The following is a 14,013-nucleotide window of genomic DNA, read 5'->3' as shown; positions in this document are numbered from 1 at the left end:
CTCTCGTCGCGTTCTACGGTGTAGTATACAACGTAGAGTTCGAGGAGGACAGAGATGGCCAAGCGCACAGGCGTGGACGAGTTCAAGCTGATCGGACTGCTCTGGCGTGACTCGCCGGTGAGCCCACGCAGCGGGATCAGCACCCAAAGCGTCACCACACTGGCAGTCGACCTCGCCGACAGAGAAGGCCTGGACGCCGTGACAATCCGGCGACTGGCCGAGGAGGCAGGGGTCACCGCGATGGCGCTGTATCCACACATCGGTGGCCGTGCCGAACTCGTCGAGCTCATGCTCGATCAAGTCGCCGGCGTGACCTACGAGGCCGTCACGATCCCCGAGGGCGCGGACTGGCGGGAACGCGTCACCGCGCTCGCCGAAGCGAACTGGGCGAGTTGCCAAGCCCATCCCTGGATCACCGACCTCGCTACCGGACGCCCAGTCCCGGGACCAGGGGCCTCAACGAAGTACGAGACCGAGTTGCGCGCCCTGGACGGAATCGGGCTCACCGACATCGAGATGGAGCACACCCTCACCGCCCTGCTCTCGTTGGTGCAGGGAACCGCCCGCGCCACACGCGCCGCCCAAGACTCCAGGCTGCCGGGCGAAGACCACGACACCGACTGGTGGTCGAACATCGAACCGGCCCTGACCAACGCGATCGGCGACCAGACCCGGTTCCCGACCGCCTCGCGCGTCTCCCGCACCCTCGGAGAACAGACCGGCAAAGCCAACGACCCCGAAGGTGCCTACCGGCGTGGTGTCGGCCTGATTCTCGACGGCATCGCAAAATGCCTCGGCACACCAACCTCCGGCAATGGCCGATGACCTCCGGCCCGACCCAAGACGGGCGTGTCCGTGCCGGCGGGTAGGTCCAGGGTCGACCTGTACTCCGCAATCCGGCGCGATGTCCGCGCCGGGATGTCCAACCGCGCCCTGCAGCGCAAGCACGGCGTGGGGTACCGGACAGTGGCTGCCGCGCAGGCCTCGGCGTGGCCGGAGCCACGCAAGCCACAGCCGAAGCGTGGATCGAGGATCGATCCACACCGCGGGGTGATCGATTCCTGGCTGCGAGACGATCTGGATGCTCCGCGCAAGCAGCGTCACACCGCCAAGCGAATCTTCGATCGGCTTCTGGACGAGCACGACGCCCACGAGGTCTCATACGGGATGGTGCGGGACTACGTCGCGACCCGACGCCGGGAGATCCGGATCGAGGCCGGTCGAGAGCCCGCAGCCACGTTCATCCCACAAGAACATCTCCCGGGCAGGGAGGCAGAGGTCGACTTCGGTGATGTGGCCATCCAGCTGCGGGGCGAGCTTGTCACTTGCGCGCTGTTCAGCCTCCGACTCTCCTACTCCGGCAAGGCCGTGCACCGCATCAGTGCCTCTGCGGGACAGGAAGCCTTCTTCGAAGGCCACGCCCACGCCTTCCGCGTCCTCGGCGGGGTGCCGGTCGGGAAGATCCGTTACGACAACCTCAAGGCCGCGGTCGCGAGCGTGATTGGGTTCAGCCGTCAGCGGGTCGAGGCCGACCGCTGGACGGCGTTCCGATCGCACTACGGCATCGAGGCGTTCTACTGCCAACCCGGCATCCAGGGGGCCCACGAGAAGGGCGGCGTCGAGGGCCAGATCGGTTGGTTCCGCCGCAACCACCTCGTCCCCATCCCCGAGGTCGACTCCCTCTCCGAGCTCAACAGCTTGGTCGACGAGTGGGACCTGGCAGACGAGACTCGTCGGATCGGGTCCCGGGCCCGCACGGTCGGGGAGCACTTCGTCACCGAGCAGCCACTGCTCGCGCCACTACCTGTCGAGGTGTTCGAGACCGGCCGGTGGTTTACCCCGCGCGTGGATCGGTACGCCCAGGTCACGGTCAGGATGAACAAGTATTCCGTCCCCGCGCGTCTGGTCGGCCGCCAAGCCCGGGTGCTTCTCAATGCCAGCGACCTGATCATCTACGACGGCAAGGCCGAGATCGCCCGCCACGAGCGACTGATGACCAAGGGCGCGACTCGGGTCGACCTGGACCACTACCTCGAGGTCCTCCTCCGCAAACCCGGCGCGCTCCCCGGAGCAACAGCGTTGGAGCAGGCACGGGCATCGGGACGGTTCACCCAGGTGCACGACGCCTGGTGGGCAGCGGCATGCAAGGCCCACGGGGACGCCGATGGCACCCGGGCCCTGATCGAGGTGCTGATGCTGCATCGCCACCTTCCCCACGAGCAGGTCGTCGCCGGGCTCGCAACCGCGCTACGTGCCGGTGCGCTGACCGCGGACGCGGTCGCGTTGGAGGCACGCAAGCACGAGGACACGGCAGATGACGCGGCCCTGGACCACCCAACCGCCCATGTCGGCTCAGAGGCGTACGGCGAAGGCGAGGCCCCTGCCGTGCGATCGCTGACCGAGCGCCGGCTGCGCGCACACCTCCCAGCCGACACTCGCCCACTGCCGAGCGTGGACAAGTACGACCAGCTGCTGCCCAACCGTCGCGAGAACCCGAACGAAGGAGCTGCACCGTGACCACCAAGCGCCGTGGAATGACCGAGGAAGCCGCTGACGCCGCGATCGACCAGGCCTGCCGGATGCTGAGGATGCCCACCATCCGCGGCTCCTTCACCGAGTACGCCGACCGGGCCGGGCGTGAGCAGATGTCCTACCGCGGGTTCCTCGCCGAATTGCTCCTCGCCGAGTGCGACGACCGCGCCCGCCGCCGGTCCGAGCGGCGGATCAGGGCGGCCAAGTTCCCACGGGAGAAGTCCCTGCCGGCATTCGACTTCGACGCCAACCCGAACATCGACCCCGCCGTGGTGCACACCCTTGCCAAGGGCGAATGGGTCCACAAGGGCCAGCCGCTGTGTCTGATCGGGGACTCCGGCACCGGGAAGTCGCACCTGCTGATCGCCCTTGGCACCGAGGCCGCCATGGCCGGCTACCGCGTCAAATACACCCTGGCGACCCAGCTCGCCAACGAGCTCGTCGAAGCAGCCGACCAGATGACCCTCGCCAAGACCATCGCCCGTTACGGCCGAGTCGACCTGCTGTGCATCGACGAGCTCGGCTACATGCAGCTCGACCGCCGCGGTGCGGAACTCCTCTTCCAGGTCCTCACCGAGCGTGAGGAGAAGGCCTCGGTCGCGATCGCGTCCAACGAGTCCTTCGGCGGCTGGACCAAGACATTCACCGACCCCCGGTTGTGCGCGGCCATCGTCGACCGGCTTACCTTCGGTGGCACCATCCTGGAGACCGGCACCGACTCTTATCGTCTGGCCCAGGCCACCAAGAAGCAGACGAGCTGACCGGAGGTCGTACGCCCGAGCAGTGGTGTCGACGCAGACCTACATCCCCGGCGTGGATCCGGCCCGAGTGGTGTCAGAACTCACCGACAAGCGGTGTCGGACGAAACCGGCGAAGCCATCGGACGCATCTCCGACGGCGGCGGCTAGCGGGCGCACGGCAAAGCCAGCCCCGATGAGATTCACCTGACCGAATGGATGCACACACACTTACAACTGAGCTGGTGCCAACACTCATCACCGGACGCGGTCGAAGCCACTGTCATCGCGCAGTGGACGCCGCCGCTCAATATCGCCCACACCACCGGACCCGCCCGTGCCGCAATCGACACCGCGCGGGCTTTCTACAACGCCAGCACGACACCTGCAGACCAACAACCCAATTGACCGTTTTGAAATGGATTAACGACACGTCCCCAAGTGATACGGATGCACGTTGTCTACCGCGGCAGGGGTCATTGAATCAGCGTTGATACCAACGGGACACCGGTGCAGCCGGCAGCTCCGCGCTCTCGAACCACCGGGTCGGACGACGTGACAGCTCGACCACTGTCTCGGCGCGGGGAACGACCGGCCACGGAGGCACTGTGATGGTGCTCGCGATGTCGTCGTCGGGATGCTCGAAGATCTTTTCGTAGGCGGCAGCGACGATCTCCTGATTGATCTCGTAGGTCTCGACCGCGTCGAGAACGAAGGGGAGCTGCGGCGAGATGCCCGGGCGAAAGAACGCGAGAAGCCGATGACGGTCGATGGGGTAGATCCACACGGCCGCACTGGCGTTACCGGGCTTCACACGGCGATCAGTGGACGGACCTCCGATAACAACGACCGGGTCGTCACTGGTCAACAGAGGCGTTTGAGTGCAGTAGACGGCCCAATTCCGCGTGATCAAGGGAACGATCAGCTTCGTAAAATTTTGCATCATCAGCTGGATTGCCTGAGGCTTGTGGTCTTGGCTGATCAACGATCGGCGGTCCTTCTCGCGCATCTGTGCTGCGGCAACCTCAATCGTCTCGTCATCCAAGCTTTGGCCGGTCGACAAGAGCCATATACGAGCTGCGACCTTCGAGTGTTCGATCGGATCCTGCCGGGATGCATACTCGAGGAGATCGAGCTGTTCCTGGCGAAACGATTGGCCACGGCTCATCTGCGCGGCAACCACCATCGCAAGATCGCGCTTCATCTCGACGTCGGTGACAGGTCCAGGCTCGGCTGCGAGGAGTTCGTCGATCCGAACCTTGGCGAGCTTGTCGAACACCTCCAGTAGGACCTCGACGACCAGCGGGGGTGTCGAGGTCTGGTCGATGTCGTCGGCTTCGAGTCGATAGAATTGCTCTACCCCGCCAACCTTCCTGGGCCCCACGAGCTTCCCGCGACCATCGTCGATCCGAACGGACCGTACCGCGCCTTTTCCGCCGGGGGTCCAACGTCTGATGTAGGACTGAGGGACCACGTGGTGATACTTCGGAGCATTCGGATCATTGGTCAGGTTGGTTGCAATCTCAGCAACTCTTTCGATCCTCGCCCTTAAGCTGTCGTACGACATGACGGCGAGCATAGTTTCGGCGGATCAACAGCACCGAACCCGACATCCCCACGCCTCCGCGGCAACGGCCAGGATGAGTACTCGGTTTGGAGGTAGGTGCGGTCCCCGTAGGTCAAGCTCAGGACCATTTCGATTGCCCGTCGTGCGCTCGATCGGAGATCGGTCGGTTGGACGACGACTTCATCCTGAACGGTCACGCTCCAGCAACAGTGACGGACAGGCGAGAGGTCCGAAGGCCTCTCGATGGACGTAAAATCGCCCGGTCTTCTTCATGCGTGGGCGAAAACAGCACGCGGACAGTGGATTTGCTGTCTGAGCTTCCAGATACCGATCGGAAACGGCAAAGGGTTTCTTCGGCTAGATCGCCAGTGGTGTCCCGCCGACGCGGCGCAACCTAGCCGATGATTCCGGCTCTGGTGCGATCGGCCTGGGGCGTACGACCCCCCGGCTGACGGCGGGGGCTTCGGGTTTCCGGACCACGACGTCCGCGTACTTCGTTTCGTGCTCTGACCAAGGGGAACCGCACTTTGTGGCCTAGGGCGTGTCTCCTAAAGGGTGATGTGGCGCGACCACAGGAAAATCGCATGTAGGAGCGCGCCCGCCCGGTACGTCAGCGCCAATTTGTCGTACCGGGTGGCAAGCCCCCGCCACTGTTTGACGGCATTGAAGGAACGCTCGACTACATTGCGGCCTTTGTATTTCTGCGCATCGAACTTCGGAGGCCGACCACCACCGCTGCCCCGATTACGCCGATGGCCCTGCTGATCGCGAGGTTCGGAGATCACTGCCTCGATCCGCCGCGACCGCAGCAACGCTCGGATTGCACGCGAGGAATACGCCTTGTCACCGAGCACCGCATCCGGGCGAGTACGCGCCGGTACCGACCCCGCCCGCTCGATCCGCAAGTGCGAGAGCAAGATCGGAAACATCGGACTGTCACCCGCCTGCCCGGCACCGATGAGAACGACCAACGGCAGACCGTTCCCATCGGTGAGGTGATGAATCTTCGTGCTCAACCCACCACGAGAGCGACCGATACCGTGATCATCGGGCTCGGCAAGCAGATTCATGTAATTCGACAGATCCCCCTGTGGAACGAGCGAGATTCGTGCCGTGCTGATGTGCTCGGTTGATTGTCGAATCCACCGACACCTGCCCATCCACCCCGCCGCGGGCATCGGCGGCGCTCAACAACGCCGCGAGCACTCGATCCCACGTTCCGTCACCGGCATAGCGGCGGTGTCGTTTCCACACCGTCTGCCACGGACCGAAGTCTGCGGGCAGATCACGCCATGCCACCCCCGCCCGATATCGGTAAGCAATCCCCTCGACCACCAGCCGATTGTTCCGGAACGCCCGACCTCGAAGACCATCGGACGAGGGCAACAACGGTTCGATCAGGCCCCACTGCTCATCGGTGAACATCTGCAATCTCGACACGAGAAACATTCTCGAGCACAACCACACTCACATCTAGGAGACACGCCCTAGTGCCGATGTAGCTCGTGCAATTGAGTCGAGGGTTTTGGCATCATGGACAGCGTGATGAATCTTCGGGTGCCCTGGTCTCCTTCCCGTCGTCGGTCAACACGGTTCGCGCTGCAATCAGCGCGAACCGAGACCGCGGCGTTGGTGACGCAGGCGCGAGTTGCGCTGGCTCAGCAGCAGGAATTGGTGCGTATCGCTGAGATCACCGACAGCGACGATGACCGGTTACTCGCGGACGCAGCGCGGGCGCGTTGCCGCGATCAGCTGTCTGCGATCGGCAATGCAGTCGGTGCGTTGCCGAAGCTCGAGCGCAGAATGGTGGCGGCATGGGATCACGCGGCAGTAATGACCTGGTGGTATCGGTCGAGTGATCATCAAGGTTGGGCACCCATCGAAGCGCAAGTAGCACAGGTCATTGCACGTTTGCCCGATGGTATCGACACCGATACAGCTCTTGCGGTGATCGATGCAGCCTCTCATCGGTGCGAGTACGAGCTGAAGCATCGGAGGAAGGCCGCCGAGCAGAGCCCGTCGCTGTCCGATGAGCCGAGGACGATCACTCAGCGCCAGTTGGTGCGACTGCTTCGAGCAGATCTGGCGGGCGCGGGCCTCGAGGGTTTTATGTCGAGCTCGGCGCGAGGACGCGAGGCGGAGCGGCACTTCGTACCGTGGCTGAGCGAGGCCACAGCTGAGCTAGCGCACCCACAGTCGCAGGAGCGGTTGGATGAGATCATCACGAGGTGGCGTGAACTGCGGACGCAGTTCTTCTGGCACCTCTCCGACAAACGTGACCCGACGCAGGTGAGAGTGATCTGACCGCCGATCGGCCGATGTGAGATCTCCTGGCTCTGGCTCGACGCAAAAAATAGTCGGAGGCCACCGTGTGGTGTGCCTCCGACTCACCCTGTGCAATCTCAGTGTCGGCAATACTACACGCGCACAGTCGATATGGCGATCTACACGAATTCGCGTATTCGAGGGAGCGCTGCGGCGATCTCCTCGAACAAGCTTGGCCAACCGCGACGGAGGCGAGTGATCTTGCCCGATTCGAGGAAATTCCCGTCGAGAATGTGCGACACGCGTAGGTTCGCTGCAGGTGCGCCCAAGGCGGCCAGCTTGGCGTAGACAGGGTTGGTCGGCAGCTGGTGCCGGTGCGAATACGCGAGAACATCAGCCGCCGACCAATCCCACACTGGCCCGTACGCCACGGTTCCATCGGCGCGTCGAATCGTTCCCCCGTGGTGTAGACGCTGCTCGGCTCTGCTGCTGCAGCAGCTCGTGCCCTGGCAGCGTTCGCGGATCTCACGTGCGAGAGCCGAGTAGTACATCGACCACCTGCCGGTCCCTTTCCTGGATTCATCTGCCCGCACACCCCAGACTTCTCCGTCGCCGAACGTGGCATGTGCTGTTCGGGCCGGCTGCGCGATCAAGGTCTCGAACCCTTGTACGGGCACGTGAGCCGATGGGATGCCGCGATGGTCCCATTCCCCGGTCCGGGCCATTACCGTCAGCAGTGATGGTTCAGCGCGAATGATATGCAAGTCCAGTCCCAGCTTCGTCGCAATCTGCTCGACGTAGGCGTAGGTCTCGGGATATTCGAGGCCGGAATCGAAAAATGCCACCGGGACATCTGGATCGGCCTGGCGGGCCAGATCAACAGCAACCACCGAGTCCTTTCCGCCACTGAATGCGACATAGCCGTCGAATTTATCGAGGTGTTCTCCGACACGGTCGATGATCGCCGAAATGTTATGCCGCGGGGATCGAAGGGACCGTAAGTGAGTGAGATCGAGACCGTCGAAATCGTTGCTGCGCACCGCCACAACGATAGTCGGAACATGGACAGTTTCAACCTCGACTACTCAGCCGCTTCGGCACAAAACGGGTGAACGCCCGCTTCAATGCGGTCGCCTCCGGTGCAGTTTTTTGGGGTGTTCGAGGTGTCCGGTGTCGGTGTTATGTTCGCCCGGATATCGTCCGTTGAATGAGTAAGAGGAAGAGGTGGCGACCGATGAGTCCCGCAGAGTCCGATACAGGCAGCGCGCTGCCCCGGTGGGTAGTCGATCCGTCGGCGGCGCACAAATCGACCGAGGAGCCGGTCGCCTCTGGCCCGGAAGTGCAGTCAGGAGATCGCCCCACTGGGCAGGATCAAGCCCCCGTCCACCGCTCTGGCGGGCAGTCGGCAGACCGGGAACTCCCCCCAGCCAGTGAGTTCGTGCCAATCGACGCACCTCGAATCGCATCCGACAACGCGGATGAAGGGGTGCAAGAAAGTGCGTCCAAAAACCCATCAAAAAACGCACCTGATGTCGCATCAGAACTCGCACCGAATGACCGGCTAAACGACGTGCCCAACACCTCGACCCAGAGGCAGGCAGACACAGATGCTCTCCGGTCCGCGAGGATCCCGTGGCCGCCACGAGCCGACGATGATCACCCGCCCATACCGGACCGGGCATCGTCTGAGCCGGCACGCCGAGCGCAGAGTGGATCCGCGCAGTCCGCCAAGGAGTGGCTCGGTGACGAGTCGAACAGCAGTTCAGCACCGGTGGCTCGCCCGGAGCAGAGTGCCGTCCCCGACTCTCAGGCAGTGACAGTTCGTCGCCCCTTCACCTCGCAGCCTGTTCAATTCGTAGCGCCGGAGCGTGCGACCGTGCCGACAGCTGCCCCTGCTGCGTCGCCACGGTCGATCGATGAGATCGAACTGATCCGACGTGCCCAATTGCCGCCGAGCAAGGGCTGGCGACGATGGCTCTACCGACTCTCGTTCGGCACCGCTAATCCCGGTCAGTCGCCCGCCGAACTCGAGTACGAACAACTCACTCGGCGAGTGCGTCAACCGGTCCGAGGGAACTACAAGATCGCAGTCCTGTCGATGAAGGGTGGGGTCGGCAAGACCACGACGACAACAGGTCTCGGATCGACCTTTGCCGCACTGCGTGGTGACCGCGTCATTGCCTACGACGCCAATCCGGATTTCGGAACTCTTGCCTACCGTATTCACCGAGACAGCGACCGCACAGTTCGAGATCTACTGGCAGACAAAGCAGTACACAGCTACTCGGATGTGCGAATCTACACCTCGCAGGCGCGAAGCAGGCTCGAAGTGCTTGCAAGCGAACGTGATCCGTCTGTGTCGGAAGCATTCAACGAGCGCGACTACATCGCCGCACTGCGCATCCTCGAATCGTTCTACAACATCATCTTGACCGATTGCGGCACTGGTCTGATGAACTCGGCGATGGCGGGAGTACTCAAAGAAGCCGACGCGTTGGTCCTGGTCTCGTCCGCTGCCAAGGATGGGGCACGCAGCGCGGGGGCGACCCTCGAATGGCTCTCGCGACACGGTTTCGATGACCTGGTCAAACGCACCGTCGTGGTCATCAACGAATCGCGGAAGGGCTCGACGGCCCTGGATATCGAGCAGCTCGAGTCGTACTTCGCCGAGCGGACTCGTGCCGTGCAGGTAGTTCCGTACGACGACCACCTCGCCGAAGGGGACACAATCGATCTCGAGTTGCTGGGCAAGCCTGCGCAACGCGCGTTCGTGGAGCTAGCCGCTTTGCTGGCCGACGACTTTCCTCCCAACGTCGGCCGGCACGCGCCAACATCCGGTCCGACTCCTTGGTGAGTCGGACCATGTCGGCGAAAGTTGGCCTGTCCGTAGTGTCCGGGGGCACCGATATAGTGCAGAGATGGTCGAACTATCAAGGGGCAGTGCGTTACTCGATGTTGTGACGACTGCCTACGTCGCCGCAACAGGATCCCCGGTTTCGTGGGTGTCGGCCGGGGTTCCGGGTGACACCGCGTGCGCGAGGTGCGGGCGCGCGACAGAAGGTGCCGGCCGGCGAGTGCGTGAGACTGTGTCGAGAACGTTCACAGGGTTCGACGGGTGGGTGGATGTCGCAGCTCCCACGATGTGCCGCGTCTGCGTCTGGGTGTACTCGACCACGGCACTTCGCTCGGATCTCATGCTGGTCACCAGTGACCCTCCGTGCGCGACCAAATTGTCCAAGACCCGCTTGCGTAGCGTTCTCGGAACGGCAATCTCTTCAACTTCTGCCGTCGTGGTCCCGTTACGTCCCGGGCGTAAGCATGTTCTCCCTCATGCTCTGTGGGGCCGCGTAGCAGTCGATGACGTTGCGCTTCCGTGGACCGAGTACGACGCGGAACGCTTGAGTGCAGTCGTCCGATTGCGACGGCGCGGGTTTTCCGTGACAGCTCTTGCGCGCGCAGCGCCAGCATTCGGCACCTTGAAGGCCATTCCGCATCGTGCGTGGTCGTCGGTATTCGCGGATTGGGACCGCCTTGGCCCCTGGCGGGAGCGGACTGTGTATCTCGACCTCGCGGCGACGGCCTCAACGTCCAAAAGGGGGGCGGCATGACGCCTACCCGAGCTGCGACGCCGACCCAAACCTGGTTGAACGCAGCGAACTTTCTGCCGCCGGTCACAGGCGCTGCGGCCACAGCTGAACGACTGTTGCTGCTCCTGCACTACGGGATCAACTGGGATACCGGGTGGGTGGGCCGCCGAAGGGAGTTGTACTGGGACCATCATCTGCCAGACCGAGTTCGGGTCGCGACCTACACCGGTGGAGCCGACCTCGATCGTTGGTGGAGCACCGTGGCGACTGATCTCGAGTCAGCGCCGTCGACGAAGGAACAGCGCCTCGAACTATCGGTCCTCTTGCGCGAGGACTCGATCCCGGTTCTGACCTTGTTGCGGGAAAACACCACTGCTCTCGTTCTCCGAACGCGAATCGTGGCAGAGGCTGTTCAAGCGCTCCGGTCCACCACGAAGGCTGCGACATCGCCCAGGAGGCAGAAGTGACCTCAACCCTGCGCTGGCAGCTCGACATCACAGCGGTCTCGGCGATCTCGCACCGCGGTGAACACAGCGCTACCACAACCACCTTGTTCCGTCGCGAAAAGATACTGCAGCCCAACGGGTCCGCGGCCTTGGTGCCGATAGTGTCGGGCAACTCCTTCCGAGGCGCGCTCCGCCGAATCGGTGAGGAGTTGTTGCGGGACGCCCTGGCATACGAAGGGCTTCTCAGCTTGTCCGCGGCACACACACTCCGGAACGGGGGCAGCCTGACCAAGGTCACCGGAGAGCCACTGTCCGGCGAACGGCTCCATCGGCTTCGGGCATTGAACCCCCAGATCAGCGTGTTCGGAGGCAGCGGTGGCGGGCGGATGATCGACGGCTGTCTCCGCGTGGGGAAAGTCATCCCACACGTCCTCGAAACCGACCACCTCATGACCCGGCCCGCACCAGACCGTGCTGTCCTGAGCCAATTCGACACGATGGCTCTCGAACGGTACAGCCGGTTCGACGATTCCACCGATCATGACTTTCCCACAGTCGCCCGAACCGACGAAGCCTCGGTCGAGGGCAGTTCCTTGATGCGATACGAGATCGAAACACTGCCTGCTGGTACACGATTCGAGTCCTTCCTGCGTCTCGATCGCGCGACCGATCTGGACGCGGCGTTCTTCGCCGACGTCGTTGACGCCTTCGTAGAATCCGGAACCATCGGCGGGCGTACAGCGATCGGGCACGGCCTGGTTCGCACTAGATTCAAGCGGACCCTCCTCGCCGGCGACGAGCCGAACGAGCTCGACTGGCGTGCCCACCTTCGTGAGCACCGGGACGAGGCGCTAGCAGTAATGGAGGCGCTGACGTGATGACACCGTTCGAGGTGAGAGCACACCTGGCGACTGGACTTGCGCATGCAGCCCCGTGGGCGACCAGCCTCGATGGACTGCTCGCATCTGAGATGTGGGAAGACGAGAAAGCCGCGGCGCGCGATCGCGGAAACTACCTCGAAGCAGCGGGCCCAGACGAGGTCCCGGCCGATCTGGATCTACCACTCGCTCGATGCACTCTGGCGGGAGGTGACGACTGGCATTGGTACGCGACATGTGCCTATCCCGAGGACGGGACCGACGCCCCGGAGATTCATCACTGGAGCGGCCGTCCCGACCACCGTGCGCTCGAGCAACTCGCGAGGTACCGACCGTCGGTCATCTCCGACCGACAGGGCCGGTATCGCGCGCGCCAAATGCCGCTCCTGCTGACCTCCACGCGGACTGTGCTCTGGAGAGGTGTCGGCGACATCGACCGAGTGAGCACAACGCTGGCCTCGATCGATGCGATCGGGAAGAAGCGCAGCCAGGGCGAGGGGCACGTGCTCAGATGGGAAGTGCAGCCCGTCGACATCGATGCCTGGTCGGCCGGCCATCTCCATCCCAACGGCCACCTCGGTCGCCTGAGCCCACGCATCTGCCTGCAGGGCAGGCCAACAGTTGAAACAGGCGGTGTGGGCCGAGGCGCGATACGGCCACCGCATATGCACCGATCGAGAATGCGCGAGGTATGCATGCCATGGACGCCCCACTGACCCATTAGCTAGCCCCGGAAGTGTTGCGGGACAGCAACTTGTCGGTACCGGCCGCCATACTGACAACCATGCGAATCCGAACCCTCGATGGTCCACCGCTACCTGCCGAAATCTTGGCCCATGCGGCACGCGCGGTCGTCCTGGCCGACCTTCTCGCCGGCGAAGACGTCTCCCGCGACGAGAAGCCTTCAACGCGGAGCGACGCAAGTCGAGACGCTTCAACGATCAACCACGGGTGACCGCATGCGCCGACTCACTCCTCGGGAAACAATCGAACTCCGCGAACAGCTCGAAGACATCTGTCGGAGATACGGCCTGGTGATCGCGAACGACAGTGACGATCCTGCTGCTCGTGCCCGCGAGACTGCGCTTTCCGAACTACGTGTGGCCTCGTTGCTCGAGATGTTTTCTAAAGCCCATGTGTCTGAGGCTGCCCCCCCCTCGAGGCAGCCGTAAAGGGTGCCACGACTACCGATATCGCCAGCATGACCGGTGCCAGCAAGCCCTCTGCTTGGAAGCGTTGGAGGAATACCACTCCACGCCCTGACGTGCTGTGGATGGTCGACGACAGAGAGTTCTGGTGAGCTGCAGACGCGTCGGCACCGCCAGTCAGGTCTGACCGGTAACACGCGCATTGGCTCACGCTGTGCGGGAGCGTATTCGGTACACCTGACGGGTGGTGAGTCCGAGCTGGTTTGCAATGGCCTCGGCTGGGACGTTCTGGGCCGAGAGCGTAGCTATCGTGAGCGCCTGTTGTTGCTGCCTGGTAGGCCCGCGCTCTGCGGCTGTGGTGAGCTGCAGCTCTTGGCGCTCTCGTGGTGTCTTTCCGCCCCAAATGCCTTGTTGTTCATTGTATGTCAGTGCATGGTCGAGGCAAGCAGCTCTGACGGGGCATTCTGCGCAGACCCGCTTTGCTCTGCTGGTTGCTCCACCCGGGGGCGGGAAGAACTCCTCGGGGTCGGTTTGTGCGCACAACGCGTCCGAGTGCCATGACGGAACTTCGTCCGTCACGGTCGATGGCGCAGCGATGGCTGTATCGAGTGAGTCCACGTGTTGGATCCTTTCTTTCGGACGACCCGGTCTTTCGAGTGGGTTCGACGATATCGAGGGACCCGGACACTTCACGCAGCGCACGTTTCGGACGGTGCGCATTGAGCCCCGCCTTCCGATGGTCCCCGGCACCGAGTGCGCCGGGGACCATCGGAAGGCGCTACGGCGGGTGAAATGCGCTTGTACGCGGTATGATTGAGGCGTTCTGTTGTTGGTGAGACTGACCATCTTGCCC

At 63.4% G+C, this 14,013-nt stretch carries 13 protein-coding genes and 1 pseudogene; 9 read left to right on the top strand and 5 right to left on the bottom strand.

All coding sequences use genetic code 11. The features are described 5' to 3' along the window. The first annotated feature begins 54 nt into the window (after positions 1-54). The 4 genes from RHODMAR_RS25440 (at position 55) to RHODMAR_RS28460 (ending at position 3,677) form a co-directional block, all read left to right on the top strand. Entirely contained in the window at positions 55-825 is a 771-nt protein-coding gene (locus RHODMAR_RS25440; RefSeq protein ID WP_008720567.1) for a TetR/AcrR family transcriptional regulator, read from the top strand. A 30-nt stretch (positions 826-855) separates the two neighbouring features. Further along, on the top strand, positions 856-2,517 hold the full coding sequence (gene istA / locus RHODMAR_RS25435) for an IS21 family transposase (protein ID WP_042940362.1): 1,662 nt from the start codon (positions 856-858) through the stop codon (positions 2,515-2,517). A gap of 17 nt (positions 2,518-2,534) precedes the next feature. After that, positions 2,535-3,293 (top strand): IS21-like element helper ATPase IstB, encoded by a 759-nt coding sequence (gene istB, locus RHODMAR_RS25430; protein WP_198289540.1) that lies wholly within the window; start codon positions 2,535-2,537, stop codon positions 3,291-3,293. Positions 3,294-3,470: 177 nt separating this feature from the next. Beyond that, positions 3,471-3,677: a GIY-YIG nuclease family protein gene (locus RHODMAR_RS28460; RefSeq protein ID WP_332307791.1), complete on the top strand. Its 207-nt coding sequence runs from the start codon at positions 3,471-3,473 to the stop codon at positions 3,675-3,677. Between the two features lie 76 nt (positions 3,678-3,753). Here RHODMAR_RS28460 and RHODMAR_RS25425 read toward each other — a convergent pair whose 3' ends face one another. After that, the gene (locus RHODMAR_RS25425) at positions 3,754-4,743 is read right to left on the bottom strand and encodes a DUF4238 domain-containing protein (RefSeq protein ID WP_157226220.1); all 990 of its coding nucleotides are present in this window, start codon (positions 4,741-4,743) and stop codon (positions 3,754-3,756) included. Between the two features lie 641 nt (positions 4,744-5,384). Next, positions 5,385-6,276, bottom strand: a pseudogene (locus RHODMAR_RS27800) (IS5 family transposase). A 93-nt stretch (positions 6,277-6,369) separates the two neighbouring features. On the opposite strand from RHODMAR_RS27800, the gene RHODMAR_RS25410 reads away from it, so the two are divergent. Beyond that, positions 6,370-7,140, top strand: a complete 771-nt coding sequence (locus RHODMAR_RS25410) for a hypothetical protein (RefSeq protein WP_042940329.1) — start codon at positions 6,370-6,372, stop codon at positions 7,138-7,140. A gap of 140 nt (positions 7,141-7,280) precedes the next feature. On the opposite strand, the gene RHODMAR_RS25405 is transcribed toward RHODMAR_RS25410, so the two are convergent. Continuing rightward, complete coding sequence (locus tag RHODMAR_RS25405; protein WP_008720555.1) at positions 7,281-8,147, bottom strand: phosphoadenosine phosphosulfate reductase domain-containing protein; 867 nt, start codon at positions 8,145-8,147, stop codon at positions 7,281-7,283. Positions 8,148-8,977: 830 nt separating this feature from the next. Between RHODMAR_RS25405 and RHODMAR_RS29300 the strand changes: the two genes are divergently transcribed. Then, a complete protein-coding gene (locus RHODMAR_RS29300) occupies positions 8,978-9,955 on the top strand; it encodes a MinD/ParA family ATP-binding protein (RefSeq protein WP_051048287.1) in 978 nt (325 codons plus the stop codon). A 114-nt stretch (positions 9,956-10,069) separates the two neighbouring features. Here the strand turns inward: RHODMAR_RS29300 and RHODMAR_RS25395 are convergent, their stop codons facing one another. Next, entirely contained in the window at positions 10,070-10,306 is a 237-nt protein-coding gene (locus tag RHODMAR_RS25395) for a hypothetical protein (RefSeq protein WP_157226218.1), read from the bottom strand. Between the two features lie 399 nt (positions 10,307-10,705). Here RHODMAR_RS25395 and RHODMAR_RS25390 point away from each other — a divergent pair, with 399 nt between their 5' ends. From RHODMAR_RS25390 to RHODMAR_RS25380, 3 genes are read left to right on the top strand one after another with little or no spacing between them, the layout of a single operon-like run. After that, positions 10,706-11,155 carry a hypothetical protein gene (locus RHODMAR_RS25390; RefSeq protein WP_008720549.1) on the top strand — a complete coding sequence of 150 codons (450 nt, stop codon included), beginning with the start codon at positions 10,706-10,708 and terminating at the stop codon, positions 11,153-11,155. Beyond that, positions 11,152-12,012 carry an RAMP superfamily CRISPR-associated protein gene (locus tag RHODMAR_RS25385; protein ID WP_008720547.1) on the top strand — a complete coding sequence of 287 codons (861 nt, stop codon included), beginning with the start codon at positions 11,152-11,154 and terminating at the stop codon, positions 12,010-12,012. The genes RHODMAR_RS25390 and RHODMAR_RS25385 overlap by 4 nt, the downstream gene beginning before the upstream one ends. Further along, positions 12,012-12,728 (top strand): hypothetical protein, encoded by a 717-nt coding sequence (locus RHODMAR_RS25380; RefSeq protein WP_008720544.1) that lies wholly within the window; start codon positions 12,012-12,014, stop codon positions 12,726-12,728. Before RHODMAR_RS25385 ends, RHODMAR_RS25380 begins: the two co-directional genes overlap by 1 nt. A 639-nt stretch (positions 12,729-13,367) precedes the next feature. Here the strand turns inward: RHODMAR_RS25380 and RHODMAR_RS27790 are convergent. Then, positions 13,368-13,880, bottom strand: coding sequence for a WhiB family transcriptional regulator (locus tag RHODMAR_RS27790; RefSeq protein WP_081606116.1), 513 nt, complete (start codon positions 13,878-13,880; stop codon positions 13,368-13,370). Positions 13,881-14,013: the final 133 nt, after the last annotated feature.

The organism is Rhodococcus sp. AW25M09 (genome assembly GCF_000333955.1).
Taxonomy (GTDB): Bacteria; Actinomycetota; Actinomycetes; order Mycobacteriales; family Mycobacteriaceae; genus Rhodococcoides.
Note: the sequence above shows the minus strand (reverse complement) of the source record. Positions and strands in the feature narration are given on the sequence as shown.

Excerpts from the sequence above, each read along its gene's own strand:
- istB (WP_198289540.1), top strand. The coding sequence starts at position 2,535 with ATGACCGAGGAAGCCGCTGACGCCGCGATCGACCAGGCCTGCCGGATG.
- RHODMAR_RS25410 (WP_042940329.1), top strand. The coding sequence starts at position 6,370 with ATGGACAGCGTGATGAATCTTCGGGTGCCCTGGTCTCCTTCCCGTCGT.
- RHODMAR_RS25380 (WP_008720544.1), top strand. The coding sequence starts at position 12,012 with ATGACACCGTTCGAGGTGAGAGCACACCTGGCGACTGGACTTGCGCAT.
- RHODMAR_RS25390 (WP_008720549.1), top strand. The coding sequence starts at position 10,706 with ATGACGCCTACCCGAGCTGCGACGCCGACCCAAACCTGGTTGAACGCA.
- RHODMAR_RS27790 (WP_081606116.1), bottom strand. The coding sequence starts at position 13,880 with ATGCGCACCGTCCGAAACGTGCGCTGCGTGAAGTGTCCGGGTCCCTCG.
- RHODMAR_RS25440 (WP_008720567.1), top strand. The coding sequence starts at position 55 with ATGGCCAAGCGCACAGGCGTGGACGAGTTCAAGCTGATCGGACTGCTC.